This window comes from Kitasatospora sp. NPDC051853, assembly GCF_044452665.1.
GTDB lineage: Bacteria > Actinomycetota > Actinomycetes > Streptomycetales > Streptomycetaceae > Kitasatospora.
The window spans coordinates 453,997-480,251 of the sequence record NZ_JBITBY010000006.1; the positions used below are offsets into that span (position 1 = coordinate 453,997).

The 26,255-nt window shown below is 72.9% G+C and carries 26 protein-coding genes; 15 read left to right on the forward strand and 11 right to left on the reverse strand.

The window, feature by feature from the left end; genetic code table 11:
- Positions 1 to 32 precede the first annotated feature (32 nt).
- Positions 33 to 1,268 carry a serine hydrolase domain-containing protein gene (locus tag ACIA8O_RS20190; RefSeq protein WP_396295264.1) on the forward strand — a complete coding sequence of 412 codons (1,236 nt, stop codon included), beginning with the start codon at positions 33 to 35 and terminating at the stop codon, positions 1,266 to 1,268.
- Here the strand turns inward: ACIA8O_RS20190 and ACIA8O_RS20195 are convergent.
- Together ACIA8O_RS20195 and ACIA8O_RS20200 are read right to left on the reverse strand one after the other, a co-directional pair.
- Positions 1,256 to 2,722 carry an MFS transporter gene (locus tag ACIA8O_RS20195; protein WP_396295265.1) on the reverse strand — a complete coding sequence of 489 codons (1,467 nt, stop codon included), beginning with the start codon at positions 2,720 to 2,722 and terminating at the stop codon, positions 1,256 to 1,258. The genes ACIA8O_RS20190 and ACIA8O_RS20195 overlap by 13 nt on opposite strands.
- Before the next feature lie 92 nt (positions 2,723 to 2,814).
- Positions 2,815 to 3,138 carry a nuclear transport factor 2 family protein gene (locus ACIA8O_RS20200; RefSeq protein ID WP_396295266.1) on the reverse strand — a complete coding sequence of 108 codons (324 nt, stop codon included), beginning with the start codon at positions 3,136 to 3,138 and terminating at the stop codon, positions 2,815 to 2,817.
- 169 nt (positions 3,139 to 3,307) lie between these two features.
- Here ACIA8O_RS20200 and ACIA8O_RS20205 point away from each other — a divergent pair, with 169 nt between their 5' ends.
- Positions 3,308 to 3,802 carry an N-acetyltransferase gene (locus tag ACIA8O_RS20205; protein ID WP_396295267.1) on the forward strand — a complete coding sequence of 165 codons (495 nt, stop codon included), beginning with the start codon at positions 3,308 to 3,310 and terminating at the stop codon, positions 3,800 to 3,802.
- 59 nt (positions 3,803 to 3,861) lie between these two features.
- Here the strand turns inward: ACIA8O_RS20205 and fdxA are convergent, their stop codons facing one another.
- Positions 3,862 to 4,185 (reverse strand): ferredoxin, encoded by a 324-nt coding sequence (gene fdxA, locus ACIA8O_RS20210; protein WP_396295268.1) that lies wholly within the window; start codon positions 4,183 to 4,185, stop codon positions 3,862 to 3,864.
- Positions 4,186 to 4,291: 106 nt separating this feature from the next.
- Between fdxA and soxR the strand changes: the two genes are divergently transcribed.
- The 4 genes from soxR to ACIA8O_RS20230 all read left to right on the forward strand — a co-directional run bounded on the left by soxR (position 4,292) and on the right by ACIA8O_RS20230 (position 6,381).
- Positions 4,292 to 4,756 (forward strand): redox-sensitive transcriptional activator SoxR, encoded by a 465-nt coding sequence (soxR, locus tag ACIA8O_RS20215; RefSeq protein ID WP_396295269.1) that lies wholly within the window; start codon positions 4,292 to 4,294, stop codon positions 4,754 to 4,756.
- A gap of 189 nt (positions 4,757 to 4,945) precedes the next feature.
- Entirely contained in the window at positions 4,946 to 5,377 is a 432-nt protein-coding gene (locus ACIA8O_RS20220) for a DUF6325 family protein (protein ID WP_396295270.1), read from the forward strand.
- 12 nt (positions 5,378 to 5,389) lie between these two features.
- Complete coding sequence (locus tag ACIA8O_RS20225; protein ID WP_396295271.1) at positions 5,390 to 5,764, forward strand: SHOCT domain-containing protein; 375 nt, start codon at positions 5,390 to 5,392, stop codon at positions 5,762 to 5,764.
- 128 nt (positions 5,765 to 5,892) lie between these two features.
- Positions 5,893 to 6,381: a hypothetical protein gene (locus ACIA8O_RS20230; RefSeq protein WP_396295272.1), complete on the forward strand. Its 489-nt coding sequence runs from the start codon at positions 5,893 to 5,895 to the stop codon at positions 6,379 to 6,381.
- A 117-nt stretch (positions 6,382 to 6,498) separates the two neighbouring features.
- Here ACIA8O_RS20230 and ACIA8O_RS20235 read toward each other — a convergent pair whose 3' ends face one another.
- From ACIA8O_RS20235 to ACIA8O_RS20250, 4 genes are all read right to left on the reverse strand, one after another.
- Positions 6,499 to 7,053, reverse strand: a complete 555-nt coding sequence (locus ACIA8O_RS20235) for a YbaK/EbsC family protein (RefSeq protein ID WP_396295273.1) — start codon at positions 7,051 to 7,053, stop codon at positions 6,499 to 6,501.
- Positions 7,050 to 8,276, reverse strand: a complete 1,227-nt coding sequence (locus ACIA8O_RS20240; protein WP_396295274.1) for an MAB_1171c family putative transporter — start codon at positions 8,274 to 8,276, stop codon at positions 7,050 to 7,052. Before ACIA8O_RS20240 ends, ACIA8O_RS20235 begins: the two co-directional genes overlap by 4 nt.
- On the reverse strand, positions 8,273 to 8,839 hold the full coding sequence (locus tag ACIA8O_RS20245) for a ParH-like protein (protein WP_396295275.1): 567 nt from the start codon (positions 8,837 to 8,839) through the stop codon (positions 8,273 to 8,275). The genes ACIA8O_RS20240 and ACIA8O_RS20245 overlap by 4 nt, the downstream gene beginning before the upstream one ends.
- 95 nt (positions 8,840 to 8,934) lie before the next feature.
- On the reverse strand, positions 8,935 to 9,357 hold the full coding sequence (locus tag ACIA8O_RS20250) for an XRE family transcriptional regulator (protein ID WP_396295276.1): 423 nt from the start codon (positions 9,355 to 9,357) through the stop codon (positions 8,935 to 8,937).
- A 173-nt stretch (positions 9,358 to 9,530) separates the two neighbouring features.
- On the opposite strand from ACIA8O_RS20250, the gene ACIA8O_RS20255 reads away from it, so the two are divergent.
- A complete protein-coding gene (locus ACIA8O_RS20255) occupies positions 9,531 to 9,980 on the forward strand; it encodes a hypothetical protein (protein WP_396295277.1) in 450 nt (149 codons plus the stop codon).
- 84 nt (positions 9,981 to 10,064) lie between these two features.
- Here the strand turns inward: ACIA8O_RS20255 and ACIA8O_RS20260 are convergent, their stop codons facing one another.
- Both ACIA8O_RS20260 and ACIA8O_RS20265 read right to left on the reverse strand, forming a co-directional pair.
- Positions 10,065 to 11,588: an aldehyde dehydrogenase family protein gene (locus ACIA8O_RS20260; RefSeq protein WP_396295278.1), complete on the reverse strand. Its 1,524-nt coding sequence runs from the start codon at positions 11,586 to 11,588 to the stop codon at positions 10,065 to 10,067.
- Between the two features lie 210 nt (positions 11,589 to 11,798).
- A complete protein-coding gene (locus tag ACIA8O_RS20265) occupies positions 11,799 to 12,749 on the reverse strand; it encodes a hypothetical protein (protein ID WP_396295279.1) in 951 nt (316 codons plus the stop codon).
- Positions 12,750 to 13,032: 283 nt separating this feature from the next.
- On the opposite strand from ACIA8O_RS20265, the gene ACIA8O_RS20270 reads away from it, so the two are divergent.
- From ACIA8O_RS20270 to ACIA8O_RS20280, 3 genes are all read left to right on the forward strand, one after another.
- The gene (locus ACIA8O_RS20270) at positions 13,033 to 15,969 is read left to right on the forward strand and encodes an ATP-binding protein (protein ID WP_396295280.1); all 2,937 of its coding nucleotides are present in this window, start codon (positions 13,033 to 13,035) and stop codon (positions 15,967 to 15,969) included.
- A gap of 194 nt (positions 15,970 to 16,163) precedes the next feature.
- Positions 16,164 to 17,201, forward strand: coding sequence for an aldose epimerase family protein (locus ACIA8O_RS20275; RefSeq protein ID WP_396295281.1), 1,038 nt, complete (start codon positions 16,164 to 16,166; stop codon positions 17,199 to 17,201).
- A gap of 48 nt (positions 17,202 to 17,249) precedes the next feature.
- Complete coding sequence (locus ACIA8O_RS20280) at positions 17,250 to 17,855, forward strand: helix-turn-helix transcriptional regulator (protein WP_396295282.1); 606 nt, start codon at positions 17,250 to 17,252, stop codon at positions 17,853 to 17,855.
- Positions 17,856 to 17,862: 7 nt separating this feature from the next.
- Here ACIA8O_RS20280 and ACIA8O_RS20285 read toward each other — a convergent pair whose 3' ends face one another.
- Both ACIA8O_RS20285 and ACIA8O_RS20290 read right to left on the reverse strand, forming a co-directional pair.
- Positions 17,863 to 18,480: a hypothetical protein gene (locus ACIA8O_RS20285; RefSeq protein ID WP_396295283.1), complete on the reverse strand. Its 618-nt coding sequence runs from the start codon at positions 18,478 to 18,480 to the stop codon at positions 17,863 to 17,865.
- An 81-nt stretch (positions 18,481 to 18,561) separates the two neighbouring features.
- The gene (locus tag ACIA8O_RS20290; RefSeq protein WP_396295284.1) at positions 18,562 to 19,713 is read right to left on the reverse strand and encodes a globin domain-containing protein; all 1,152 of its coding nucleotides are present in this window, start codon (positions 19,711 to 19,713) and stop codon (positions 18,562 to 18,564) included.
- A gap of 301 nt (positions 19,714 to 20,014) precedes the next feature.
- Here ACIA8O_RS20290 and ACIA8O_RS20295 point away from each other — a divergent pair, with 301 nt between their 5' ends.
- The 5 genes from ACIA8O_RS20295 to ACIA8O_RS20315 all read left to right on the forward strand — a co-directional run bounded on the left by ACIA8O_RS20295 (position 20,015) and on the right by ACIA8O_RS20315 (position 26,124).
- Positions 20,015 to 21,298 (forward strand): extracellular solute-binding protein, encoded by a 1,284-nt coding sequence (locus ACIA8O_RS20295; RefSeq protein WP_396295285.1) that lies wholly within the window; start codon positions 20,015 to 20,017, stop codon positions 21,296 to 21,298.
- Positions 21,299 to 21,394: 96 nt separating this feature from the next.
- Entirely contained in the window at positions 21,395 to 22,390 is a 996-nt protein-coding gene (locus ACIA8O_RS20300) for a carbohydrate ABC transporter permease (protein ID WP_396295286.1), read from the forward strand.
- Positions 22,387 to 23,247, forward strand: a complete 861-nt coding sequence (locus ACIA8O_RS20305; RefSeq protein WP_396295287.1) for a sugar ABC transporter permease — start codon at positions 22,387 to 22,389, stop codon at positions 23,245 to 23,247. The genes ACIA8O_RS20300 and ACIA8O_RS20305 overlap by 4 nt, the downstream gene beginning before the upstream one ends.
- A gap of 107 nt (positions 23,248 to 23,354) precedes the next feature.
- On the forward strand, positions 23,355 to 25,073 hold the full coding sequence (locus ACIA8O_RS20310) for a glycoside hydrolase family 13 protein (protein WP_396295288.1): 1,719 nt from the start codon (positions 23,355 to 23,357) through the stop codon (positions 25,071 to 25,073).
- A 1-nt stretch (position 25,074) separates the two neighbouring features.
- Positions 25,075 to 26,124, forward strand: a complete 1,050-nt coding sequence (locus tag ACIA8O_RS20315; RefSeq protein ID WP_396295289.1) for a LacI family DNA-binding transcriptional regulator — start codon at positions 25,075 to 25,077, stop codon at positions 26,122 to 26,124.
- Positions 26,125 to 26,255: the final 131 nt, after the last annotated feature.

Below are 26,255 nucleotides of genomic sequence, written 5' to 3' on the forward strand. Positions count from 1 at the left end.
CGGACTGTACGGCGGAGCGAAGGCGGCACGTGGTGGTGGAGATCTGGGGCGAGGTGGCCGAGGGCTTCGAACCGGTCCGGGAGGCGTTCGCGCGCAACTTCCGTGACCACGGCGAGCTCGGCGCCGCCTTCGCGCTCTACCACGACGGCCGCAAGGTCGCGGACCTCTGGGGCGGCGATGCCCGGCCCGAGGTCGGCGGCCGCCCGGCCCCGGCGGTGGCCTGGACGGCGGACACCGCGCAGGTGCTCCGCTCGGTGACCAAGGGCCTGACGGCCGCCGCCGCGCTCCACCTGGTGGGGCAGGGGAAGCTCGACCTGGACGCGCCGGCCGCCTCGTACTGGCCGGAGTTCAAGGCCGGGGGCAAGGAGCGGGTGCCGGTCCGCTGGCTGCTCTCGCACCAGACCGGCATCCCCGCGCTGGACGTGCCGCTGCGGGTGGAGGACGTGATCGCCTGGGAGCCGGCCGTGGCGGCGGTGGCCGCGCAGGCGCCGTTCTGGGAGCCGGGCCGGGCGCACGGCTACCACCCGTACACCTTCGGCTGGATGGTCGGCGAGGTGGTCCGGCGGGCCGACGGCCGCAGCATCGGCCGGTACTTCGCGGAGGAGATCGCCCAGCCGCTCGGCCTGGACCTGTGGATCGGCCTGCCGGCCGGAGCCGCACCCCGGGTCGGCCGGCTGGTCGACCTGCCCGGCCCGGCCGCGGCGGCGCAGAGCGCGTCCGGCGGGCTCAGGCTGCGCCCCAAGGCCTCGGTGACGGCGGCCTACCAGGACCGCACCTCGCTGACGTCCCGTTCGTTCGCCTCGGTCCGCTCGGCGGTGGACCTGAACGACCCGGCGATCCAGGCCGTCGAGATCCCCGGCGCGGGCGCGATCGGCACCGCCCGTTCGGTGGCCCGGCTGTTCGCGGCGCTGATCGGGGCGGCCGACCGGCACGGCGGCTCGCCGGGCGAGCGGCTCCCCGCGCTCTTCGGGCCGGAGCTGCTGGGCGAGGCGATGGGGCCCGCGGTCAGCGGCCCGGACAAGGTGCTGATCGTCAACACCACCTTCGGCCACGGCTTCTTCCGCCACGGCCCCAGCTCCCCGATGGCCTCCCCGGCCTCCTTCGGCCACCCGGGCCGCGGCGGCTCCCTGGGCTTCGCCGACCCCGAGCTGGGCATCGGCTTCGCCTACGTCACCAACGGCATGATGCCGGGCGTCACGGGCGACATCCGTTCCCGCACCCTGATCGCCGCCGTCCGCCAGGTCCTGGCGGACCGTCAGCCGGCCTGACGCCGCCCCGCGGGCCGGCGGAGCAGGTCGGCCAGGGCGATCACCAGGGCCAGCGCCACGATCGCGGCCGAGGTGAGGATGCCCGCTCGGAAGGCGGCCTGCCAGCCGTCGCCGACCCGGGCGAAGAAGACCGAGCTGACGATCGCGATGCCGGCCGCCGAGCTGACGCGCTGTCCGGTCTGGAGCATGCCGGTGGCGGTGCCCGCCTGGGCCACCGGGACGTCCTGGAGGGTGAGGGTGGAGTTGGGGCTGATCACCGTGCCCGAGCCGACGCCCGCCACGAACAGCGGCAACGCCGTCGCCCAGCCCACCGTCTGACCGGAGGTCAGCGAGGCCGCCAGCCAGGTGCCGGTGAGGCCGAGCACGACCAGCACCAGGCCGCCGGTGATCATGCGGCGGCCGTAGCGGTGGACGTTCCGCCCGGCCACCACCGAGCTGGCGGCGGTGCCCACCGCGAACGGGGTGATGGCCAGCCCGGCGGCCAGGGCCGAGTACCCGAGCCCGCTCTGCAGGTAGAGCGTGAAGATGAAGAAGATGCTGGTGAACCCGGCGAAGTAGACCGCCCCGAGCAGTGCGCCCAGTGAGTACGAGCCGAAGCGGAACGTCCCGAGGTCCACCAGCGGCGCCCGGCCGGCCAGCGCGTAGCGGCGCTCCCACCCGAGGAAGGCTGCCAGCAGGGCCGCGCCCAGCCCGAGCAGCAGCCACTTCGCGGAGCCCTGCCAGCTCTGCTGCTCGATCAGCGGCAGCAGCAGTGCGAACACCGCACCGCCCAGCAGCACCACGCCCACCGGGTCGAGGCCGGTCCGCGGGCCCCGGGTGCCCCGCGGCAGCAGGCGGCGGGCCAGCGGGAAGGCCAGCAGTCCGATCGGCAGGTTGACGAAGAACACCCAGCGCCAGCCGTGCTCGGTGCCCAGGGCCTGGATCAGCAGCCCGCCGAGCACCGGCCCGACGGCGGTGGCGATGCCGATGGTGGAGCCGAGCAGGCCGAAGGCCCTGCCGCGCTCCGTGCCCCGGAACAGTTGCTGGATCAGGCCGGAGATCTGCGGGGTGAGCAGGCCGGCCGCGACGCCTTGGCCCAGCCGGGCGGCGATCAGCCAGGTCTCGTCGGCGGCCAGGCCGCAGAGCACCGAGGCGGCGGTGAAGAGCGCCAGCCCGGCGAGGAAGGAGGTGCGCCGCCCGTACGCGTCGCCGAGCCGTCCGGCCGGGACGAGGGTCAGCCCGAAGGCGAGCACGTAGCCGGAGAGCACCCAGGAGAGGCCGGCCTCCGAGGTGTGCAGGCCGGTCCGGATGGAGGGCAGGGCGACGTTGACGATCGACACGTCCAGGAAGGACATGAAGCCGACCAGCAGGCAGACCCAGAGGGCCTTCCAGCGCCTCGGGTCGAGGCCGTCGGCCGGAGCCGGAGCGGGCCCGGTCCGGACGACGGGGGTGCTGGGGGCGGCCTTGCTGGTCAACGCGGCGTCATCCTTCGGGGCGGATTGGTTCGGTAGGGCAAGTAATAGTTTACGCCCGAACTCTCCGGGCCCGCCCGGTCGGCCGCTCCCGGTCAGGCCTGGCCGGTCTCGAAGCGGCTGACCTTCCCGTCGGTGACGGTGAAGCGCCAGGCGGTCCGCATCCCGCCCCAGGTGTCGTTGCGGTAGTCCGCGACCAGGGCGCGGCCGCCGTCGCTCTCGCTCTGCACGTCGATGTGGCCGTTGGAGGAGAAGACCTCCCGCTCGGTCCAGTCGTCGAGGTCGCGCTCGGTGCCGTCGTCGGACATGGTGGCGTCCGGGGTCAGGGCGGCCCGGAAGGCCGCCCGGTCGTTGGCGTTGAGCGCGGTGAGCAGGGCGCGGACGGCGGGGTCGCCGAGCTGGGTGATCGGGACGGACATCGGGGCCTCCGGGGGACGGGGGAAGGGGGACAGCGGTCGGGTCCAGCGAACACTCCGGTGGCCCCGGCGCCGGTGACCTTGCGCCGTCCGTGGCGTGCCGCCGCTGACCGTCCGTCAGTGATCGAAAACCGCTGGGCCGCCGACGGCCCCGCTGGTTAGCCTTCGCCGCATGAGCTGGCTTCCCGAGGACTTCGTCCACCCGCTGCACGAGCCCCTGGCCGAGGGCTTCCACCTGCGCCCGATCAGGGCCACCGACACCGGGATCGACTACCCGGCCGTGATGGGCTCCCGCGAGCGGCTGTTCGAGATCTTCGGCCCGGCCTGGGGCTGGCCCGCGGCCACCATGACCGAGGAGGCCGACCGGGCCGACCTGGCCCGCCACGAGCGCGAGGCCGAGGCCCACCAGTCCTTCAACTACGCGCTGCTGAACGAGGCCGAGACCGAGCTGTTCGGCTGCGTCTACATCGACCCGCCGGAGCGCACCGGCGCGGACGCCGAGGTCTCCTGGTGGGTGGTGGACGCGCGGGTCGGTACCGAGCTGGAGGCCGCGCTGGACGCCTTCGTCCCACGCTGGATCGCCGAGCGCTGGCCGTTCGAGCGGCCGCGCCTGATCGGACGGGACCTCAGCTGGGCGGAGTGGATCGCCCTGCCGAAGCCCGAGTAGCGGCCGTCGTCCCCGGCGCGGGCCCGCTCCTCCTCGCGAAGGGCGGGCCCGCGCCGTGCTCAGACCGCGGTCTGCGACGGCAGCGCCGCCACGGCCGGGTGGTCACGCGGGATCAGACCGAGCTTCGCGCTCCCGCCGGGGGCGCCGATCCCGTCGAAGAACTCCGCGTTGATCGCGTTGTAGTCCCGCCACTCCTCCGGGGTGTCGTCCTCGAAGTAGATCGCCTCGACGGGGCAGACGGGCTCGCAGGCCCCGCAGTCGATGCACTCGTCCGGGTTGACGTAGAGCATCCGTTCGCCCTCGTAGATGCAGTCCACGGGGCATTCCTCGAGGCACGCCTTGTCCTTGACGTCCACACAGGGCATAGCGATCACAAAGGTCATCGGGCGGCCGTCCTCACGGTTCGTTCCGGGTGGGTGTTCTGACGCGCTGTCCGGACGCGGCCGACCGTATGACCTCAAGTAGACTTGAGCACAAGAGGAGGCCCGGATGACGAGCCGTCAGCCCGGCGAGGCCCGGGCCACCCCGGACGACTGGCTGGCGATCGGCGAGGTCAGCGTCCGGACCGGCGCGGCGGTCTCGGCGCTGCGCTTCTACGAGGAGCTGGGCCTGATCGCCTCCGAGCGCGACGGTCGCAACCAGCGCCGCTACCCCCGGCACATGCTGCGCCGGATCGCCCTGATCTCGGTGGCGAAGCGGATCGGCATCCCGCTGCAGGACCTCCGGGAGGCGTTCGCCGACGTGCCGCTGGACCGGCCGCCGAGCCACCAGGAGTGGCAGCGCGCCTCGCGCGGCTGGAAGCTCCGGCTGGAGGAGCGGCGGCAGACCATCGAGCGGCTGGAGGCCGAGCTCACCGGGTGCATCGGCTGCGGCTGCCTGTCGATGAAGGCCTGCGCCCTGCTGAACCCCGGCGACGAGCTCGCCGAGGACGGCGCCGGCGCGCGGCGGCTCTGAGCCCGGACGCACCTGCGGCCCTGCGGTCCGGTTGTCCTGCGGCTCTGTGTCCCTGTGTCCCTGTGTCCCTGTGTCCCTACGGTCCTGACGGGTGGTCATCCCGCCCCGCCCCCGTGTCGGCCGGACTCCCGGGCGGCGGTGTGCTTGTATCCCTTTTGCGGGGGATCGACCCACCGAAGGGAGCCCTGGATGGGGCCGGCCGAACTGCTAGTCCTGACCTTCCCCCAGGAGACCATCACCGTCGAGGCGGTGAAGGCCCTGGGCCTCCTCCGGGCGGCGGGAGAGATCCGGGTGATCGACACCCTGGTGGTCACCCGGCAGCCCGACGGGGAGGCGACCTACGGGGAGCTGGAGGACTTCGAGCACCTGAGCGGTGTGGTCGACCCGGACCGCGAGGAGCTCCAGCTGATCGGGCCCGAGGACGCCCAGGAGGCCGCCGAGCTGCTGGAGCCCGGCACGGTGGCCCTGCTGGTGCTGATCGAGCACGTCTGGGCGGCGGCCGCCGCCGGTGCGCTGCGGGAGCTGGGCGGCCGGATCGCCACCGGCGTCCGCATCCCGCAGGAGAACATCGAACAGGCCGTCCGGGCCGCCGAGGCGCGTCGCGTCGCGTCCGGACAGTAAGAGGAGGAGCTCGTGTTCCGACCCCTGCGCCCGATCCGCCCGGTCCGGGTCGTCCGACCCGTCGGCGCCCCGCTGGTCCGCGGTCTGGTGGTCGGCGGCGCCGCGTACGCCGCCGGCCGCAGCGCCGCCCGCTCCGCCCAGAACGAGCAGGACCAGAACGCCGCCATCGCCGAACTCCAGGCCCAGCAGTCGGCCGGCGCCCCGTCCGCGTACCAGGGGCAGCCGGCCTACCAGGGCCAGCCCGCCTACCAGCCGCCCCCGGCACCCCCGGCGCCCGCCCAGCCGGACGTCGCGACCAAGCTCGCCGACCTGGCACAGATGGTCCAGCAGGGGCTGCTCACCCCGGAGGAGTTCGCCGCGGCCAAGGCCAAGCTGCTGGCCGGCTGAGCCGCGTCGGCCGCGCGCCGGGGGAGCACTCCCCCGGCGCGCAGCCGCGCCGCCACGCCGTCGACGTGCGGGACCTCGCACCGAAAACGGCTCGCCACCACCGCCCGCCGGGCGGCAGGATGCCCGGCATGGACGCCGCCCGCACCCTGGCCTGGCAGTACGCCGCCCGCCTCGTCGCCCCGGAGGACCTGCCGATGGCGGCCGCCGAGCTGCTGGTCGGTGGTCACGATGCGCCTGCGCTGCGGGAGTTGGCCGGACTGAGCGGGCGTGAGCACCCGAACGACCTGGACGCGGTGCTGAGGCGGTCCATGGACGAGCTCGGGAACCCCGTACCCGAGGAGGCTCCCGCCGAGCGCTACCTGCTGCACCACGTGGCGGCACGGGTGGACACCGGCGGGCTCACCCCGTCGGCGGCCTTCGACCTCCTCCGCCCGGACTGGTACGGGGAAGACCTCGCCGAGGCCGAGCAACGGCTGTTCGACGCCCTCACCGACGCGTACTGCTGCGCCGACTGCCTGGCGCAGACCGCCCCTGCGGAGTTCACCCGCTGGGAGGCCGGGGTCCGTGCCGCCGCGGCCGCGCTGCTGGCCTCCGGCGAGGACCCGACCGCCCCCTGACCTCCCGTCACACGCCACCAGGCTCCGGCGCCGCCGAGCTCTGCGGACCTCCGCCGACCTCTGCGGGCCTCGCACCGCGGTCCGCGCGCAGTCGCACGGAGTCCCCTCGCGGGTGCGTCAGCCGGCCAGGCCGGGCAGCACCTCGGCCCGCGGCAGCCGGGCCACCGCCGCGCCGGGCAGGATCAGCTTGCCGCGCCGCCGTCCGCTGCCGATCAGCACGTACGGCAGGGCCACCACCGCCTCGTCGACCAGCAGCGGCCACTCCGGGGGAAGCCCGACCACGGTGATCCCGCCGTACTCCATGCCCGTCCGGGCCACGGCCTCCTCCATCGGCGCGAACGACGCCTTCCGCGCCCCGAGGTGCTTGCGCACGACCCCGTTCACGTCCACCCGCCGGTCCGCCCGCACCAGGCAGGCCGCGTGGCTCACCTCGCCACCGCGCTTGGCGGCCACCACCACGCAGTTGGCCGAGAGCTCCGGCGGCACCCGGTACGCCTCGCAGAAGACCGCCGTGTCCGCCTTCTCCGGGTCGGTGTCCACGTACAGCACCGACTCCGCCGCCTCCCAGCCCTTCAGCGCCTCCACCACCGGCGGGGCCAACTCCTCCCAGGCCTCGGTGGCGGGCAGCACGGAGGACCCGAAGTCCCCGAAGGGTGCACGTGGTTCGCTCATCCTTCGGACTGTAGCGCAGCCGGCTCGGTCCGGACCCGGCGCCGGACGGCCGCGACGATCGGGGAGTGGGTGAAGGCCTCGGCGACGAGGACGAGTTGGGCGCTCTCGGTGCGCAGGTCGGCGGTGGTGGCGGGCGGGGTGTGGCCGCCGGTGCCCGGGTACGGGTAGCGCCGGCCCGCCGCCGCGGCCTCCAGGGCCGCCGCCAGCACGGCGGCCTCGACGGTGGCGTCGGTGCGCCGCCGGTCCAGGCGGGCGGCGGCGCAGGCGGTCGAGGCCCACCCGGGCACCTCGGCGTGCAGGTGCGCGCGGAGCGCGAGCTGTCCGTCGCGGATCTCGATGACCCGGCGGTAGAGGGCGAACTCGGGATCCCCGGCCGGACCGCGCCGGCCCCGGGCGGAGGGCGGCTCCAGGGCGATCTCGGGGCGGACGGCGTACAGGGCCTCCCAGAGCGGCCCGATCCGGCGCAGGTCCCGCCTCGCCCGCAGGCGGCGGACCCACCCGGCGATCCGGCCGCCCCAGGCGGTGGCCGTCATGCCGCCGATCACCATCACCAGGGTGGCCAGGCCGATGGCGGCGGAGTGCAGGTTGGCCCCGCTGGTCTGACGACCCGTCCGGAGGCCCTCCACCAGCGGGATGAGGCTCATCACGGACCAGTACAGGCCGCAGACCCCGGCGACCACGACCAGCCGCAGTCCGGTCCGCAGCAGGCCCGGGGCCAGCCGGCGCGCCGAGCGGTGGATCAGCAGGGTGAACAGCCCGACGCACCAGAGGCTGTGGGTGGTGAAGAGCACGTTGTAGCCGGCCAGTTCGGCCCGCCCGGCCGCTTCGACGGTGATCCTCCCGGCCACCGGTGTCACCCCGGCGGCCCGGTAGAGGACCGCCACGGCGGCCATCACCAGCACCGAGCCGAGGGCCTGCCGCCGCATCAGCGGACGGCTCCGGTCGCCGTTGCGGACCGCGAGGGCGGTCAGCGCGAGGAAGCACTCGGCCGCGAGCTTGAGCTCCGTGCACAGCAGCGGCAGCAGGTACCTGACCAGGGGCCGGTCGGCGATCCCCGAGGTCCAGGAGAACGGCAGCAGGGCCATCGCCAGCCCGAGGCAGACCGTGAACGCGGCCAGGTAGCGGGCACCGGGCTGCAGCGGACCGCCGCGCCAGAGCCGGATCCGGAACAGCACCCCGACGATCGCGACGGCACCGGCCAGCCACTCGACCAGTTCGATCACGGCGCGGAGGACGGGCGTCGCAGCCGGCGGCCCGGTGAGTCGAAGATCCCGCCGAGCCTGACCGCCTCCTCGCTCTCCTCGCCCGGACGCCCGGCGCCGGAGCCCGACGGATCCTGCAGGCCCGCGGCGCGGTGCAGCACCAGCGAGGCGAACAGCTCGGCCTCCTGCTCCTGGGTGGAGTCGTACGAGCTGCGCCCCAGCACCCGGCGGACCAACTCGCCGGACAGGTGCGGCAGCAGTCCGGTGACACCCCCGCCGTCCGCGGCCGACCTGGCGTCCTGGTGACCGCAGAGCAGGTGCCCGACCTCGTGCAGCACGATGTGCTGTTGGTGCAGCGGCGTGGTGTCGGTCGGGTAGCCGATGTACTCGGCGCGCTCCGTGCTGATCAGCACCCCGCAGGTGCCGGCCGCGCCCGCGGGCAGCGGCAGGAACTCCACCGGACGCCCCAGCTGTGCGGACAACACCTCGCCCAGGGCCGGGAGTTCGAACGGATCGGGGAGCGCCAAGGTCTCCGCGAGCTCCCGACAGCGCCGCCACAGTCTGCGCCGCTCGCCGTCCTTCATGCCGCCCCCAGTCGCTGCCCGAACCCGGGGGACGTCGGTCCGGCCCGCTCCGCACGCGCGCCCGCCCCCGCGCTCCGGAGAGCGCAGGTGCGAGCCTACTCGGCGCCCCGGGCTCGCGCCTCACGTCTGGCGATCGCTTCGATCATGTCGCTGATGGTGCCCAAACCCTCGGGCGAGAGGGTCACCGCCCGGAGCGCGACCTCCTGCACCCCCGCGTCCCGCAGCGCCCCCAGCAGGGCCAGCTCCTCGGCGATCCGATCGCCCTGCTCGTCCTCGAAGAAGTAGGCCGGCGGCACCTGGAAGTACTGCGCCAGCGCCTCGAGGTGACGCTTCGTCGGATTGTCGCGCCGCCCGGTCCGCAGCTGCCAGAGGTAGGTGGCGGAGAAGGTCTCGCCGGTCGCCTCCCGGCACGCCCGGGCGACCTCCTCGTTGCTGTGCGGCTCGCCGTTCGGCCGCCTGACGGTGCGGAAGAGCTGCTCGATCCGCTCCCCGAGGACACCGGTCCCGTCTGCCGCCACTGTGCGCCTCCCCGTCCGGCCGCTCCGCTAGCCCCTCATGGTACCGATTCACGGCAGCTGCCATCAGGACGGTTTCATTTCACTCTTGCTAACGCCTTGGTCTCGTGCCAGTGTTCCACTGCCCGGGCGGTTCAGGGGACCGCCCGGGCTCCGGCCCGTGCGAGACTGCGGCGGTGCTGCTGACCTGGATCGCCGAACTGGCCGACGAACCCCTGGCCCTGGAGCCGGCCGACCGGCCGGTGGAGTGGGAGACCAACACCTGGCACCTGAACGCCGAGGTGGAGGACCGCCGCTCCCTCACCGTCGCCGAGGTGGCCACCGCCTTCGAACGGACGGCGGCAGCCCTCCGGGTCCGCGTCCGCGAAGCGGGGTACTCCGGCCCGGCCACCTTCTACGTCTGGCACGACGAGATCGCCGGGCAGCTGCGCTGCTCGACCGGCACCGTGCCACCGGAGGACCTCCCGTTCGGCGGGTCCTACCGGCCCGTCACCGACCTCGGCCCGGTCGTCGGTCCCTTCCTGGCCGACGACAGCCCGGGCGTGATCGCCCTCACCGACTCCGAGGAGCCGGACGAGGAGGAGCCGGCCCCGTTCCCCGTCTGGGTCAGCGCCATCGGTACCTGACGGTGCCCGGCCGTCGAGTGGTGAGAGGCCGTCAGGCCCGGGTGGTCGGAGGGACCCGGGCCTGACGGGGTCTCGAGGGGATCTCTAGAAGAAGCCGAGGGCGTCGGGGGAGTAGGAGACCAGGAGGTTCTTGGTCTGCTGGTAGTGCTCCAGGAGCATCTTGTGGGTCTCGCGGCCGATGCCGGAGTTCTTGTAGCCGCCGAAGGCGGCGTGGGCCGGGTAGGCGTGGTAGCAGTTGGTCCAGACCCGGCCGGCCTGGATGGCGCGGCCGGCCCGGTAGGCGGTGGAGCCGTCGCGGGACCAGACGCCGGCGCCGAGGCCGTAGGCGGTGTCGTTGGCGAGGGCGACGGCGTCGTCGAAGTCCTCGAAGCGGGTGACGGCGACGACCGGGCCGAAGATCTCCTCCTGGAAGATCCGCATGGAGTTGTCGCCCTCGAAGACGGTCGGGGTGACGTAGTAGCCGCCCGCCAGGTCGCCGTCCAGCTCGGCGCGCTCACCGCCGGTCAGCAGCTTGGCGCCCTCGGCCTGGCCGATCTCCAGGTAGGAGAGGATCTTGGCGAGCTGCTCGGCGCTGGCCTGGGCGCCGATCTGGGTCTCGGTGTCGAGGGGGTTGCCCTGGCGCATGGCGCGCACCCGCTCCAGGCCGTCGCCGAGGAAGCGGTCGTAGATCGAAGACTGGACCAGGGCCCGGCTGGGACAGGTGCAGACCTCGCCCTGGTTGAGGGCGAAGAGCGCGAAGCCCTCCAGGGCCTTGTCGTAGAAGGCGTCCTGACGGTCCGCCACGTCGGCGAAGAAGAGGTTCGGGCTCTTGCCGCCGAGCTCCAGGGTGACCGGGATGAGGTTGGGCCCGGCGTACTGGCTGATCAGGCGGCCGGTGGAGGTCTCGCCGGTGAAGGAGATCTTCCGGATCCGCGGGGAGGAGGCCAGCGGCTTGCCCGCCTCCTCGCCGAAGCCGGTGACCACGTTGACCACGCCCGGCGGGATCAGGTCGGCCACCAGCTCCATCAGCAGCAGGACGGAGGCGGGGGTCTGTTCGGCGGGCTTGAGGACCACCGCGTTGCCGGCCGCCAGCGCGGGGGCGATCTTCCAGACGGCCATCAGGATCGGGAAGTTCCACGGGATGATCTGGCCGACCACGCCGAGCGGCTCGTGGAAGTGGTAGGCGACGGTGTCCTCGTCGATCTGGGAGAGGCCGCCCTCCTGGGCGCGCAGGGCGCCGGCGAAGTAGCGCAACTGGTCGACGGCGAGCGGCAGGTCGGCGGCCAGGGTCTCGCGGACCGGCTTGCCGTTCTCCCAGCTCTCGGCGACCGCGAGGCGTTCGAGGTTGGCCTCGATCCGGTCGGCGATCCGGAGCAGCACCTGGGCGCGCTCGGCGGGGGAGGTGCGGCCCCAGGCGGGGGCGGCGGCGTGGGCGGCGTCGAGTGCCGCCTCGATGTCCTCGGAGGTGCCCCGGGCCACCTCGCAGAAGGTCCGGCCGGTGACGGGGGTGGGGTTCTCGAAGTAGCCGCCGCGCACCGGGGGCGTGAAGGTGCCGCCGATCCAGTGCTCGTACCGGGGGCGGAACTCGACGATGCTGCCGGGCTGGCCGGGGGGCTGGTAGACCGTCATGGGCGGTATCTCTCCTCGCTGCTGAGGGTGGAGCTGCGGGACGACCACGTGCACGCGCCGGTGCGGGGGTCACCACCCGGACACGCACGGTAGTGACCCCGGGCGAGACCCTAGCCGCGAAGGGCCCGGGCCGCCACGGTGCCTCGTGAAGACCCGAGGACGCCGGAGACGGACGGGGGTGTACGGACGGACCGCCGTACCGACGGAACGTCAGCCCGATACGTACCGCCCGGTCCTGAGCTCCCAGCGGAGATAGCCGGCGGTCCACGCGCCGAGTCCGTCGGCGTACCGGTGGGCGGCATGACGATCGGCTACCGACAGCCGCAACAGGCGGTAGACTTCCGGTAGTTCGGTCATCAGCTCGCCGACCCGGTCGGCCATCAGCTGGGCCTCTGCCATGACCACGGAGGCGGCCTCCTCGGGAGAGCAGCCGCGCTCGCGTTGCACGATCATCACCAGGTTGGCCACGTCGCCACGGGCCAACTCCTGGGCGTAGGAGCGGACATCGTTGGTGAGGGAGGGTATGTCGGCGGCAAGCTGGCGGAGTTGACGGAGCACCGGGTGGTGCAGCACGGCCTGCGGCACCTCGAAGCGCCCCAACCGCTCGATCATGTCGAAGATGGTCTCCATCGCGGCGGTGCCCCGACGGAGCATCAGGTAGCTCTCGCGGTCCGGCGGCCGGCTGGCTATTCGCCCGGCGGCCTCGGCGGGGTGGGAGGCGAAGTAGGACTCCCAGTTGTACGCGGCCCGGGCCCGCCAGCGGGGCGACATGCCCTCGATGCTGCGGCGCCAGAGGTCGGAGAAGGCGCGTTCGGCGGGGGTGGTGCCGACCGGTCTGGGGCTGTGCACCAGGGCGGTGAGCCGTTCGCAGATCTCGGCGACCTCCTCGGGGCGGCGTCCCAGCGCGTCGTCGAACTGGTCGTCGAAGAGGAAGTAGAAGCCCATCAGGTCGGCGGCCAACCCGAGGTCCTCGGCCGAGCTCTCCGGGTAGGTCAGTGCCGCCAGTTCCGGCACGTCCCACCTCTCGTAGGTCAACTGGCCGGTGGAGGCGGCCAGTTCGCGGTGGCGGTGCAGCCACTCGGCGTGGTGCCGGGCGGCCGGTGACTGGTGGGGGCTGCGTCGGTGGGGGAAGGGGAGCTCAACTGAGCTGTCGTCGGACATCGGACTCCAGGCGCTCGGTACTGTGCGTAGTTCTGGCGCTCTCCACGGCTCTGTGTTCTCGGCCTTTCGCGCCGTGTACGTCTCAATGATCAACGGCGCCCGTTCGGGGCGAAGATTATCCGATCTGATCATCAGACGGCAGGGGTACCAAGGCATTTGCCCTCGGTGTCCGGCCTGAATCCTGAAGGCGGTCTCCGGCCTGCGCGAACGCGCGCCACGGGGGCGGCCACGGTACTACGCTCACCACCAGGACCATGGGACGGGTGCGAAGCGGAGGCTGGCAGTGGTCGATCAGCAGGGCGGGCCGAAGGACGGTCACTGGCACGGCGGTCACACGCGGCTGCACGAGCGCGAGGAGGAACTCCACACCGCCGAGCAGGCCTTGGACCGCCTCTGCGAGGACTTCGAGGCCGGTGGCACCGAGATCGGCGAGCTGCTCGTCTACGCCTCCCCGGCCGGTGTCGGCAAGACCGCCGTGATGGACCAGATCCGCCGGCTGGCCAAGCTGCGCAAGACCTGCACCGTGCTCTCCGGCCGGGGTGGCGAACGGCAGACCAAGGAGCCGTTCCACGTCCTCAAGCAGCTGCTGCTCCCGGTGCTCGGCGGGCTCTCCGAGGCCGAGCGGGCCGAGGTCTTCGGCGGCTGGTACTCCATCGTCGGCCCGGCCATCGGCCTGCTCCCGCCCTCCGGCGAGGTCGAGCAGATGGACCCGCAGGGCGTCCGCGACGGGCTCGACTACGTCCTCACCCAGCTGGCGCCCCGGCGCGCCCCGCTGGTGATGATGGTGGACGACCTGCACTGGGCCGACCAGGAGTCGCTCACCTGGCTGGCCTCCTTCGCCGCCCGGGCCCGGCTGCTGCCGGTGCTGCTGGTCTTCGCCTACCGCAACGAGTTCGAGGAGAGCCGCGAGCTCCAGCAGCAGATCGAGAGCCAGGCCACCCGCCGGCACGCGCTGCGCCCGCTCAACCCGACCTCGGTCGGCCAGCTGGTCCGGGCCGAACTCGGCCCGGAGACCGAGGACCTGTTCTGCCACGAGGTCTGGGCCGTCACCAAGGGGAACCCGTACGACGTCGCCGTCCTGCTGCGCGAGGTCCGCGACCAGCAGCTCGACCCCTTCGAGGAGAACGTCAAGCAGCTGCGCGACCTGGCCGCCGCGGCCAAGGGCATGACGCTCCAGTACTGGCTGGACAAGCTCGGCACCGGTGTCCTGCGGTTCGCCTGGGCCTGCGCCCTGCTCGGCACCGACATCAAGCAGGACCTGGCCGCCACCATCTGCGCCCAGAGCCCGGCCGAGGCCGAGGAGTCCGTCCGCCAGCTGCGCCGCCAGCACGTGCTGACCACCGGCCCCACCGGCAGGCTCGACTTCGTCCACCCGGTGATCGGCACCTCGATCTACCAGACCATGCCGCCCAGCACCCGGACCGGCATGCACGGCATGGCCGCCACCGCCATCGAGAACTCCGGCGGCTCGCTGCTGGACGCCTCCCGCCACCTGCTGGAGACCCACCCCGAGGGCGACGACGCCATGGTGGCCAAGCTCCGCCAGGCCGCCACCGAGCACCTGGCGATCGGCGCGCCCGAGGCCGCGCTGCGCTGTCTCCAGCGCGCGCTGTACGAGCCCCCGGAGGAGGACCTGCGGGCCCTGGTGCTCTACGAGACGGGCTGCGCCGCCCTGCTGACGGACCCTCTGACCACCGTCCACCAGCTCCGGCAGGCCCTCGCCCTGGAGCCCGGCCTCACCCCCGAGCTGCGGGTGGACGCCACCTTCCGGCTCTCCGAGGTGCTGGCGCACGCCGGACAGCTGGTCGAGGCCGCGGAGGTCTGCCGGGCCGAGGCCGAGCGCACCCCGCCCGGCCCCGGCCGGATGCGCCTGGAGGCGCTGCACTTCATGTGGATCGCCTGGCAGCGCGACGAGGACGACGGCCCGGCCCGCTCCAGCCGGCTCGCCGAGCTCGGCCGCTCGGTCAGCGGCCGCGGCGACTCCGACCGCGCCGTCCACACCATGCGGGCCTGGGACCTGACGCTCCGTGGGGAGCCGGCCGGACGCGCGCTCGACCTGGTCGGCCAGGCGATGGACGGCTACCGCCTGCCCGACGGCCTCGGCTGGCGGAACAACACCTGGGGCTTCGAGTTCCCCGCCATCATCGGCCTGACGTACACCTACACCGACCAGCTCGCCACCGCCGAGCGGCTGTTCGCCGACGCCATCACCGAGTACGAGGTCGCCGGGTGGAGCGGCGGCCACCGGGGCTTCTCCTACTTCCTGATGGGCCTGGTCCGGTTCCGCCGCGGACTCCTCGCCGAGGCCGAGGACTTCCTCCGTCGCGGCCTGCGGCTCTCCGAGCGGATCGCCCCGGACATCCCGCTCCAGTGGGACACCGTCGGCGTGCTGGCCGACACCCTGCTGGCCCGCGGCCGGGTCGACGAGGCCTGGGAGCTGGCCCGCAAGTACCGCTTCGGGCCGCCGTACCACCCCACCGCCATGGTGCTGCCCGACGCCCCCACCCTCTACGGCAAGCTGCTGCTCGCCCGGGGCGACCGCCACGGCGCGGCCCAGGTCTTCCGCGCGGTCGGCGACCAGCTGGACCGGCGCGGCTGGCACAACACCGTCTGGGCCCCGTGGACGGGCCACCTCGCCAAGGCCATCGCCCCCGAACGCCCCGACGAGGCACGGGAACTGGCCGCGGAGGCGGTCGCCCGGGCGGAGAAGTTCGGCACCGCCTCGGCGCGCGGCGCGGCCCTGCGGATGCAGGCCTCGGTCTGGGACGGCCAGTTCGCGGTCGACCGGCTGGAGGAGTCCGTCAACCTCCTCACCCAGTCCCCGGTCAGTTACGAACTCGCCTGCTCCCTGGTCGAGCTCGGCGGAGCCCTGATCCGCACCGGGCGGCTGCACGACGCCGCCGAGTACTGCTACCAGGGCATCGAACTGGCCCAGAACTGCGGCGCGGACGGGCTGGTCGCCCAGGCCCGCCGCGAACTGGCCCGGGCCGGCCTGCGGCCCAACCGCCTGCGGACCCTCAGCAAGGACGCCCTCAGCCAGAACGAACGCAGCGTCGCCGAACTCGCCGCCAAAGGAGTGCCTCCCCAGCGGATCGCCGAGCAGCTCAACGTGGCTCTGAGCCTGGTCCACCGCCGCCTGGCGGCCGTCCACCGCAAGATCGGCACCGGCCCCGAGGGCCTCGCCGAAGCCCTCGGCCTGGACCGCCCCAAGGACAACTGACGCCCGGCAGGCGGCGACCTGGGGCGCGGGGAACTGCGCGCCGTGGAAAGGCAGCACCGGCAACCGGCTGACGGCGGCTCAGTTGCCGGTGGGCCGCCTTCCGGCTCGCGCAGTTCCTCGCGCCCCCGGCCGGGTAACCTAGGTCCAAACAAACAAAGTCGCGCAGGTTCGAACACGCGAAGGGGTCCGTCCACATGCCGCAGACCGAGGTGCGCCGCGCGCCGTTCGACCGCACCGCCGCCGGCGCCGCCATCGAGCGCTGGACCCTGCGCAGCGGCCCGGTCGAGGCGACGGTCCTCTCCCTCGGGGCGACGCTGCACGGCCTGACCGCCCCCGACCGCACCGGCCGCACCGCCCAACTGCTCCTCGCCTCCGACGAGCTCGCCGCGGTGCTCGGCCCGGCCCGCCACTACGGCGCGACCGTCGGCCGGTACGCCAACCGCATCGCCGACAGCCGGATCACCGTCGACGGCGAGGACCACCCGCTCGCCCCGACCGGCAACGGAGTGACCCTGCACGGCGGCCCCGACGGCTTCGCCCACCGGCTCTGGCAGGCCACCGAACTGCCGGGCGCCGGCGTCCGCCTGACGCTGCACAGCCGGGACGGCGACCAGGGCTTCCCCGGCGCGCTGGACGTCACCGTGGACTACCTCCTCGACGGCTCGGACCTGACCGTCGCCTACCACGCCGTCACCACCCGCCCCACGGTGGTCAACCTGACCAACCACGCCTACTTCAACCTCGCGGGTGAGGGCTCCGGCGACGTCCTGGGCCACCTGCTCACCCTGGAGGCCGACCACTACACCCCGGTGGACGAGCGTCAGATCCCGCTCGGCCCGTACGAGGCGGTGGCGGGCACGCCGTTCGACTTCACCACGGCCCGCCCGATCGGCAAGGCGATCGGCGAGGTGGGCGGCTACGACCACAACTGGGTCCTGCGCGGCTACGACGGCGGCACCGCCCCGTCCCGCGCGGCCTTCCTGGAGGAGTCGGTCAGCGGCCGCACCCTGGAGGTGCTCACCACCGAGCCCGGCATCCAGGTCTACACGGCCAACGGCTTCGACGGTGCGGTCACCGGCCCGCGCGGGGTGCCCTACGGGCGGTACTCCGGCGTCGCGCTGGAGACCCAGCACCACCCGGACTCCCCGCACCGCCCCGAGTACCCGAGCACGGTGTTGCGCCCGGGCGAGGAGTTCCGCTCCGTCACCGTCTTCCGCCTCGGCACCTCCTGAGCGGTCTGCGCCGGGGGCGGTACATCCGTTTCGCCGTATATTGACCGGATGGACGGCGGTACGGGCGGCGGTACGGAGAGCAGCGGCGAGGTGCACCGGGCACTGGCCGCGCCCGCCCGCCGCGCGCTGCTGGCGGAGCTGACGGCGGCCGGCGAGCCGCTGGAGGCCCGGCAGCTGGCCGGGGCGGTCGGCCTCCACCTGACCACCGTCCGGCAGCACCTGACCGCCCTGGTGCGGGCCGGGCTGGTCACCGTGCACACCGAACCGGCGGCCGGCCGGGGCCGCCCCAGGCTGCGCTACACCGCCGCCCCGGAACGCGAACAGCTGGACGCCTACCGCGAGTTGGTGGACATCCTGGCCCTCGGCTACGGCCGCCTCACCCCGGCCCAGGCCGGCCGCGAGTGGGGCACCGGCACACCGCCGCCGGACGCCCCGCTCGCGGACCAGGTGATGGCCGCCGCCGAACGCTGGGGCTTCGAACCGGAACTGGACGACCGCCGGGTCCTCCTCCACGGCTGCCCGTTCGCCCCCAACGCCACCCGCCACCCCGAGGTGGTCTGCGCGGTGCACCAGGGCCTGCTCGACGCCCTGGCCCCCGGCATCACCCTGCGCCCCTTCAGCGCCCCGGGCCTGTGCACCATCGAGCTGCCCTGAGCACGGGTCAGGCGATCGGATGCCGGTCGGCGAGGTGTCCGTAGCCACCCGCCGACCAGACGGCCGCGCGGAACTCGGAGAGGGTCAGCCCCCGCACCCCCTCGCCCGGACGGGGCGTCAGGTACGCCACCGCGCAGCGGCCGCAGTACCACCCGGTGGCCCAGAGCGCCTCCGCCCCTGCCCGCCCGGCGGTCTCCCGCCGGTACCGGCGCGCCCGGCCGACGGCGGTCAGGAGGGCGGCCAGCCCCACGGCCAGCAGGGGGAGTGCGAGCCAGCGGAGCAGCCCGAAGCCCTGGAAGACCTCCGGCAGCCGGTCCTTGGTCGACAGGACGGTGCCGGCCACGAGGAGGCCGGTGCCGACGAAGAGGGTGAGGAGGGCGAGCGGTGCCGAGCAGCCCGCGACCGGCTCCGGCGGGGCCGGTGCGAGGGCGGCGGAGAGCGCGCTGTGGCGGACCCGCCTCCTGGTGCCGCCCTCGTCGTCCGGCTCCCTCACCTCGTGCTGCCCGCCGAGGTGGGCGGCGGGGACGCTCTCCACCCGGTCGGGGAGGTCGCAGCTGGGGCAGGGCAGCAGGCGTGGTGCCCTGCGGTCGTGGACGTCCGGCATCAGGTCCCCCGTTTCGATCACTGGTGCGGTGATCGTAGGGAACGCCGACAGCCCCGGTCACGGGCGTGACCGGGGCTGGTGCGAAGTCGTGACGGGACGGGGTCAGCGCCCGGCCAGCCAGAGGTCGGGGCCGAAGACCTCGTAGTGGATGGCGTCCGCCGGGACGCCGCGCTCCAGCAGCTGCCCGCGGGCGGCCCGCATGAAGGGGAGCGGGCCGCAGAGGTAGGCCTGCACGCCGGTGGGCAGGGCGACGGCGGAGAGGTCGACCAGGCCGTCGGTGTCCTCGTACCAGCGGTGCAGCTCGGCCCCGGGGAGGGCGTCGGTGAGGGCGGTGAGCTCGGCGGCGTGGGCGTGCGCGGCGGGGGAGCGGTCGCCGTGGACGGCGATGACGCGGCGCTTGGAGCCGGTGCGGACCAGGTGGTCGAGCATGCCGGTCATCGGGGTGCAGCCGATGCCCGCGGAGGCGAGCAGCAGCGGGCCGTCGCCGTCGTGGAGCACGAGGTCGCCGAAGGGGTGCGAGACCGACACCTCGCCGCCGGCCTCCAGGTGCTCGTGCAGCCGGGTCGACACCTCGCCGTCGCGCTTCACGGTGATCCGCCACTCGTCCCGGCCGGGGGCGGCCGAGAGGCTGTACTGGCGGATCTGCCGCGCGCCGTCCGGGAGGTGGACGCCGACGCTGACGTACTGGCCGGGGAGGAAGGCGCCGACCGGGGCGCCGTCGGTGCGGCGCAGGGTGAAGGAGACCGCGTCGGCGGTCTCGGCCTGGCGGCCGGTGACGGTCATGGACTGCCAGACGTCGCCCGGCTCCAGCCCGGCCTCCTGGTACAACTTGGCTTCCAGGGCTATGAGTTCACCGGCCATCAGCCAGTAGACCTCGTCCCAGGCGGCGGCCACCTCGGGGGTGACGGCCTCGCCGAGCACCTCGACGATGGCGGCGAACAGGTGGGTGTGCACCACCTGGTACTGGGCCTCGGTGACGCCGAGCGAGGCGTGCTTGTGGGCGATCCGGGCCAGCATCGCGCCGGGCCGCACCTCGGGGTGCTCGACCAGCAGGGTGGCGTACGCGGCGATGGAGCCGGCCAGCGCCTGCTGCTGCTCGCCGCTGGCCTGGTTGCCGCGGTTGAAGAGGTCGCGGAGCAGCTCGGGGTGGGCGGCGAAGAGCTTGGAGTAGAACAGCGGGGTGATCTCCCCGATGGCCCCGCCGACGGCGGGCAGGGTGGCGCGGACGGTCTCGGTCGACTGCGGGGAGAGCACGGGTCCTCCTGGATGGGGTGACGACTGCGTGCCCAATATAAATGGCGATCATCATTTAAAACCCGGGTCAAAGGTCCCGATCCGCCGTCGCCACCGTCCGGCAACGCACAGGACACGCGGACGTAACGATCCCCGGTTCTTGCAGAAACTTGCTGCAAGACCTTTCGACGCCGCTTGCATCGCTGTTACGTTCCTTCCCGAGCCCGACGGCCACGAGCAACGGCGCAGTCGGCAACGGGACAGCCATTATGCGCCGTCCCCCTCCACTTCGGGCACCCCCACCTTTCCCCAAGGAGTTCTCATGCGGCGTGGCATCGCGGCCTCTGCCCTCGTTGCGGCCCTCGCGGTCACCATGGCGGCCTGTGGCAGCAGCGGCTCCGGTTCTGACGACAAGGCCGCCTCCGGCCCGGTCACCATCACCTACTGGGACACCTCCAACGCCACCAACGAGGCGCCGAACTACGAGGCCCTGGTCAAGAAGTTCGAGGCCGCCAACCCGAACATCAAGGTCAAGTTCGAGAACGTCCCCTTCGACCAGGCGCAGAACAAGCTGCAGACCGCGATGGGCGCCACCGGCGCTCCGGACGCCTTCCGCGCCGAGGTCGGCTGGACCTCCGCCTTCGCCAAGGCCGGCTTCCTGGAGCCGCTGGACGGCACCCCGGCCCTCGCCGACAAGGCCGCCTTCCAGCCGAGCCTGATCCAGCAGGCCACCTTCGAGGGCAAGGTCTACGGCGCCCCGCTGGTCACCGACACCCTGGGCCTGCTCTACAACAAGGAGCTGTTCGCCAAGGCCGGCATCACCAAGGCGCCCGCCACCTGGGACGAGCTGAAGACCGCCGCCGCCCAGGTCAAGGAGAAGACCGGCGCCGACGGCTTCTTCCAGCGCGCCGGTGACGGCTACTACGCGATGCCGTACCTGCTGGGCGAGGGCACCGACATGGTGGACGCCAAGGGCAAGAAGGTCACGGTGAACTCGCCCGAGGCCGCCAAGGCGATCGAGACCTACAAGTCGATGTTCACCGCGCCGGGCACCGTCAAGGCCGACGTCACCACCGACTCCTACGCGCACATGATGGACGCCTTCAACAGCGGCAAGGTCGCGGCGATCATCCAGGGCCCGTGGGAGGTCACCAACATCTACAAGGGCTCCGCCTTCGCCGACAAGAAGAACCTCGGCATCGCGGCCGTCCCGGCCGGCTCCGCCGGCAAGGCCGGCGCCCCGACCGGCGGCCACAACGTCTCGGTCTACGCCGGTTCGGACAAGGCCCACAAGGAGGCCGCCGCCAAGCTGGCCGGCTTCCTGACCTCCGCCGAGAGCCAGGCCTTCCTCGCGCAGAAGAACTCCACCCTGCCGACCCGCACCGACGCCTACACCGCCGAGGTCAAGGCCGACCCGGGCATCGCCGGCTTCCAGGCGATCCTGACCGCCGCCCAGCCGCGCCCCGAACTGCCGGAGTACTCCTCGCTGTTCGCCTCCCTCGGTACCAACCTGGGCAAGATCGTCCAGGGCCAGTCCGACACCAAGGCCGGCCTGGACGCCACCGCCGTGGACTACGCCAAGCTGCTCCCCGGCTTCGCCAAGTAAGCCCCAGGAAGCACCTCGCAAGCCCGCCGCCCGGGCCGCCCACCTGACGGAGGTGGCCCGGGCGGCTGCCACCCACTCCCGAGAAGGTGTCAACTCATGGCAGTCGCCGTGCAGGACGCGCCGACCGAGGACGGACGGCGCCCCCGTCCCGGTCTGCTGGCCCGCGTCAAGCTCTCGTACAGCAAGTACTGGTACGCGTACGCGATGGTCGCCCCGGTCGTCATCGTCCTGGGGGTGCTGGTCGGCTACCCGTTGGCGCAGGGGCTCTACCTGACCCTCACCGACGCCAACAGCCTCAACTCGGCCCGCACCATCGGCGTCAAGCACATCCCCGCCACCTACGAGTTCATCGGCCTGCAGAACTACGCGGACGTGCTCTGGGGCCCCGGCTCCTACGACCGCTTCTGGTCGCACTTCGTCTGGACCATCGCGTGGACGGTCATCTGCGTCACCGTCACCTACGCGACCGGTCTGGCGTTGGCCATGCTGATGAACCAGCACCTGCGCGGCCGCAGCCTCTACCGGCTGATGCTGATCCTGCCCTGGGCGGTGCCCACCTTCGTCACCGTCTTCTCCTGGCGCCTGATGCTGGCCGACGGCGGCGTCATCAACGGACTGCTCGGCAGCGTCGGACTACCCGAACCCTCGTGGCTCTCCGACCCGTTGGCCCAGAAGACCGCCGCCATCGTGGTGAACACCTGGGTCGGCGTGCCGTTCATGATGGTCTCCCTGCTCGGCGGCCTGCAGTCCATCCCCGGCGAGCTGTACGAGGCCGCCGAGATGGACGGCGCCTCGCCCTGGCAGCGGTTCCGCCACATCACCCTGCCGGGCCTGCGCACCGTCTCCTCCACCGTGGTGCTGCTCGGCGTGATCTGGACCTTCAACCAGTTCACCGTCATCTTCCTGCTGTTCGGCAACGGAGCGCCGGACGCGCAGATCCTGGTCACCTGGGCCTACCGCCTCGGCTTCGGCCAACAGCCGCGCGACTACGCCCAGTCGGCCACCTACGGCGTGCTGCTGCTCTCCATCCTGATCGTCTTCACCAGCTTCTACCGCCGCTGGCTGGCCCGGAACGAGGAGGCGTCGCGATGACCCCGACCCCGAAGAAGGTCCGCCGCCGCGGCGAGACCTCCCCGCTGGTGCGGGTGCTCTCCCACGCCGCCCTGGTGCTGGCCAGCCTGATCGCGCTGTTCCCGGTGCTCTACATCGGCTTCATCTCGCTCGGCCCGGACAAGATGGACTACCTGCACCCCGGGCAGATCCTCTCCAAGGTGACCTTCTCGAACTACACCAAGGTGCTGTTCGACACGGACTTCGGCACCTGGTTCCTCAACTCGGTGATCGTGGCCGGCGGCACCACCGTCTTCGGCGTGCTGGTCGCCGCCACCACCGGCTACGCGGTCTCCCGGATGCGCTTCGCCGGCCACCGCCAGCTGATGTGGACCCTGCTGGTGACCCAGATGTTCCCTATCGCGGTCCTCATTGTGCCGATGTACACCATCCTCTCCGAGCTGAAGCTGCTGGACGGCTACCTTGGCCTGATCATGGTCTACTCCGCCACCACCGTCCCCTACTGCGCCTGGCTGCTGAAGGGCTACTTCGACACCATCCCGGTCGAGATCGACGAGGCCGGGCGGGTGGACGGGCTGAGCCCCTTCGGCACCTTCTGGCGCCTGGTCATCCCGCTGGCCCGCCCGGGCCTGGCGGTCGCCGCGTTCTACTCCTTCCTCACGGCCTGGGCCGAGGTGGCCTTCGCCTCCACCTTCATGCTCAGCTCCGGCAAGTACACGCTGGCCGTGGGCCTGCAGACCTTCATCAGCCAGTACGAGAGCCAGTGGAACCTGATGGCCGCCACCTCGGTGCTGATCGCCATCCCGGCAGCTCTGGTCTTCTACCTGGTACAGCGTCACCTCGTGACCGGTCTGACCGCCGGCGCCGCCAAGTCCTGACGGCCTGACGTACCGTCAAAAACGCCCCCGCACCTGCCTGTTGCCGCGAACCGGCCGCCCCGACCGGGCGGCCGGGCCGCCACCGAGTCCCCAAGGGATGACTGTCCATGACCCAGAACCTGGCCGACACCTCCCGGTCCGCCGCCGAGACCGTCGCCGAGCCCGCCGCCGACTCCTCCGCCGCGAACGGTGCGGCCGGCAGAGGCTGGTGGCGGGACGCGGTCATCTACCAGGTGTACCCCCGCAGCTTCGCCGACTCCAACGGCGACGGCATGGGCGACCTGCCGGGCGTGCGCAGCCGGCTCCCGTACCTGCGCGACCTCGGGGTGGACGCGGTCTGGCTCTCCCCCTTCTACGCCTCCCCGCAGGCCGACGCCGGCTACGACGTGGCCGACTACCGAGCGGTGGACCCGATGTTCGGCACCCTGCTGGACGCCGACGGCCTGATCCGGGACGCGCACGAGCTGGGCCTGCGGATCATCGTGGACCTGGTCCCCAACCACTCCTCGGACCAGCACGAGTGGTTCCAGCGCGCCCTGCGCGAGGGCCCCGGCTCCCCGCTGCGCGACCGCTACCACTTCAAGCCGGGCAAGGGCGAGGACGGCGAACTGCCGCCCAACGACTGGGAGTCCATCTTCGGCGGCCCGGCCTGGACCCGGACCACCGACCCGGACGGCACCCCCGGTGACTGGTACCTGCACCTGTTCGCCCCCGAGCAGCCGGACTTCAACTGGGAGAACCAGGCCGTCGCCGACGAGTTCCGCTCCATCCTGCGGTTCTGGCTGGACATGGGCGTGGACGGCTTCCGGATCGACGTCGCGCACGGCATGGTGAAGGCCCCCGGCCTGCCCGACCTCGGCTCGCACGACCAGCTCAAGCTGCTCGGCAACGACGTGATGCCGTTCTTCGACCAGGACGGCGTGCACGCCATCTACCGCGCCTGGCGGCAGATCCTGGACGAGTACCCCGGCCAGCGGATCGGCGTCGCCGAGGCCTGGACCCCGACCGTCCAGCGTACCGCCAACTACGTCCGCCCGGACGAGCTGCACCAGGCCTTCAACTTCCAGTACCTGGGCACCTCCTGGGACGCCGCCGAGCTGCGCGAGGTGATCGACCTCTCGCTGGACTCGATGCGCCCGGTCGACGCCCCCACCACCTGGGTGCTGTCCAACCACGACGTCACCCGGCACGCCACCCGGTTCGCCAACGAGCCGGGCCTGGGCACCCAGATCCGCACCCCCGGCGACCGCGAGCTGGGCCTGCGCCGGGCCCGCGCCGCCTCCCTGCTGATGCTCGCCCTGCCCGGCTCGGCCTACGTCTACCAGGGCGAGGAGCTCGGCCTGCCCGACGTCACCGACCTGCCCGACGAGGTCCGCCAGGACCCGTCCTTCTTCCGCGCCGAGGGCCAGGACGGCTTCCGCGACGGCTGCCGGGTGCCGATCCCGTGGTCCGGCACCGAGGCCCCCTACGGCTTCGGCCCGACCGCCGGCGGCCCCAGCTGGCTGCCGCAGCCGGACAGCTGGGCCGGGCTCAGCGTCGAGGTCCAGACCGGCGACCCGACCTCCACCCTGGAGCTCTACCGCTCCGCCCTGACGATCCGTCGGTCCCACCCGGACCTGGGCGCGGGCGAGTCGGTGGAGTGGCTGGAGACCGGCGAGCACCTGCTCTCGTTCCGCCGCGGCTCCTTCGTCTGCACCGTGAACACGGGCTCCGAGCCGGTCCGGATCGCCGCCCCCGGCCGTATCCTGCTCTCCTCCACCGAGGCCGTCGCGGTGGAGGGCGAGACGGTCCTCCCGGCGGACAGCACCATCTGGTGGGCGGTCTGACATGGTTGCAATAGGCTCTGGGATCGTGACTACGGCGCGACTCTCGGACATCGCGGCGCAGGCGGGGGTCAGCGAAGCCACCGTCAGCCGCGTCCTCAACGGCAAGGCGGGCGTCTCCGCGACGACCCGGCAGACGGTGCTGGCCGCACTCGACGTGCTCGGCTACGAGCGGCCCACCCGGCTGCGCCAGCGCAGCGCCGGTCTGATCGGTCTGATCACCCCGGAGCTGAGCAACCCGATCTTCCCGGCGCTGGCCCAGGTGATCGAGCAGGTGCTGAGCCGGCACGGCTTCACGCCGGTGCTCTGCACCCAGACCCCCGGCGGCTCCACCGAGGACGAACTGGTGGAGATGCTGGTCGACCGGGGCGTGGCGGGCATCGTCTTCGTCTCCGGCCTGCACGCCGACTCCACCGCCGACCACGACCGGTACGCCAAGCTGACCGGCCGCCAGGTCCCGTTCGTGCTGATCAACGGCTACAGCGAGAAGATCGCCGCGCCGTTCATCTCGCCCGACGACCGGGCCGCGATGTGGATGGCCGTCCAGCACCTGGTCGAACTCGGCCACGAGAAGATCGGCCTGGCGGTCGGTCAGCGCCGCTACGTGCCGGTGCTGCGCAAGATCGAGGGCTTCACCGCGGCCGTCGGCGAGTACCTCGGCCGCACCCCGGACGAGGCCGCCGAGTACGTCCACCACACGCTGTTCAGCGTGGAGGGCGGGCACGCCGCGGCCAACGCCCTGCTCGACAAGGGCTGCACCGCGATCGTCTGCGGCAGCGACCTGATGGCGCTCGGCGCGATCCGGGCGGTCCGCCAGCGCGGGATGGCGGTGCCGAAGGACGTCTCGGTGGTCGGCTTCGACGACTCGCCGCTGATCGCCTTCACCGAGCCGCCGCTCACCACCATCCGCCAGCCGGTCGAGGCGATGGCCACCGCCGCCGTCGACGCCCTGCTGGAGGAGGTCAACGGCAGCGGCTCGCAGCGCGGCGAGTTCATGTTCCAGCCCGAGCTGGTGATGCGCGGCTCCACCGGCCCGCGCCAGCACGGCCGGTAGGACGCACGGAAGCGGGGGGGGGGGGGGGGGGGGCGCCCCCCCCCCCCCCCCCCGGGCCGCCCCCCCCCCCCCGGGGGGGGGGGGGGGGGCGCCCCCCCCGGGCGGGGCGGGCGGGGGGGGGGCGCGCCGCG

Coding starts and splice junctions, on each gene's coding strand:
- ACIA8O_RS20200 (WP_396295266.1), bottom strand. CDS start 3,138: ATGTCCGTCCCGATCACCCAGCTCGGCGACCCCGCCGTCCGCGCCCTG.
- ACIA8O_RS20205 (WP_396295267.1), top strand. CDS start 3,308: ATGAGCTGGCTTCCCGAGGACTTCGTCCACCCGCTGCACGAGCCCCTG.
- fdxA (WP_396295268.1), bottom strand. CDS start 4,185: ATGACCTTTGTGATCGCTATGCCCTGTGTGGACGTCAAGGACAAGGCG.
- soxR (WP_396295269.1), top strand. CDS start 4,292: ATGACGAGCCGTCAGCCCGGCGAGGCCCGGGCCACCCCGGACGACTGG.
- ACIA8O_RS20220 (WP_396295270.1), top strand. CDS start 4,946: ATGGGGCCGGCCGAACTGCTAGTCCTGACCTTCCCCCAGGAGACCATC.
- ACIA8O_RS20230 (WP_396295272.1), top strand. CDS start 5,893: ATGGACGCCGCCCGCACCCTGGCCTGGCAGTACGCCGCCCGCCTCGTC.
- ACIA8O_RS20235 (WP_396295273.1), bottom strand. CDS start 7,053: ATGAGCGAACCACGTGCACCCTTCGGGGACTTCGGGTCCTCCGTGCTG.
- ACIA8O_RS20245 (WP_396295275.1), bottom strand. CDS start 8,839: ATGAAGGACGGCGAGCGGCGCAGACTGTGGCGGCGCTGTCGGGAGCTC.
- ACIA8O_RS20260 (WP_396295278.1), bottom strand. CDS start 11,588: ATGACGGTCTACCAGCCCCCCGGCCAGCCCGGCAGCATCGTCGAGTTC.
- ACIA8O_RS20265 (WP_396295279.1), bottom strand. CDS start 12,749: ATGTCCGACGACAGCTCAGTTGAGCTCCCCTTCCCCCACCGACGCAGC.
- ACIA8O_RS20275 (WP_396295281.1), top strand. CDS start 16,164: ATGCCGCAGACCGAGGTGCGCCGCGCGCCGTTCGACCGCACCGCCGCC.
- ACIA8O_RS20280 (WP_396295282.1), top strand. CDS start 17,250: ATGGACGGCGGTACGGGCGGCGGTACGGAGAGCAGCGGCGAGGTGCAC.
- ACIA8O_RS20295 (WP_396295285.1), top strand. CDS start 20,015: ATGCGGCGTGGCATCGCGGCCTCTGCCCTCGTTGCGGCCCTCGCGGTC.
- ACIA8O_RS20300 (WP_396295286.1), top strand. CDS start 21,395: ATGGCAGTCGCCGTGCAGGACGCGCCGACCGAGGACGGACGGCGCCCC.
- ACIA8O_RS20305 (WP_396295287.1), top strand. CDS start 22,387: ATGACCCCGACCCCGAAGAAGGTCCGCCGCCGCGGCGAGACCTCCCCG.
- ACIA8O_RS20310 (WP_396295288.1), top strand. CDS start 23,355: ATGACCCAGAACCTGGCCGACACCTCCCGGTCCGCCGCCGAGACCGTC.
- ACIA8O_RS20315 (WP_396295289.1), top strand. CDS start 25,075: ATGGTTGCAATAGGCTCTGGGATCGTGACTACGGCGCGACTCTCGGAC.